Here is a 413-nt window from a genome sequence, read left to right as displayed (position 1 = left end):
GTATAATTTCGCCTATTGCGTAAATCAGATATTTACTGAACTTATTTTCAGTGAGCAGTCTTTGTCTAATTTTTCGAAAGAATTTAATCATCAGATGCAACTTCTTTATCAATTAATACAATAAGTTGCTCGCACATGGCTTTCATTTGATTAAACTGCTGATTCATTACACTAAACTCATACACAGCCATTACAAAACCATTTTTTTGTCTAGTATCTTTAAGCATATTGCCAAATTCTTCTTTTGATAAGTCTCTATTTTCACCTGCAGCTCCATTGCTTGCATGATACATATAGTTTTGAACAATCGGATTCATATCCATCATTTCGTAAGAAGGTTTATACAACAAGACTTCTGCATCGTACCTAAAATGTTCTTCTTCAGCTTTCATAACTTTAGAAAGCGATTCCAT

Annotated in this window: 1 protein-coding gene; it reads right to left on the bottom strand. The window is 32.2% G+C overall.

The window, feature by feature from the left end; all coding sequences use genetic code 11:
- Positions 1-83: 83 nt before the first annotated feature.
- Positions 84-413: hypothetical protein (locus IU405_RS11990; RefSeq protein WP_197438851.1), on the bottom strand; the 330-nt coding region annotated here is incomplete at its 5' end.

Source organism: Polaribacter sp. BAL334 (assembly GCF_015767435.1).
Taxonomy (GTDB): domain Bacteria; phylum Bacteroidota; class Bacteroidia; order Flavobacteriales; family Flavobacteriaceae; genus Polaribacter.
Note: the sequence above shows the minus strand (reverse complement) of the source record. Positions and strands in the feature narration are given on the sequence as shown.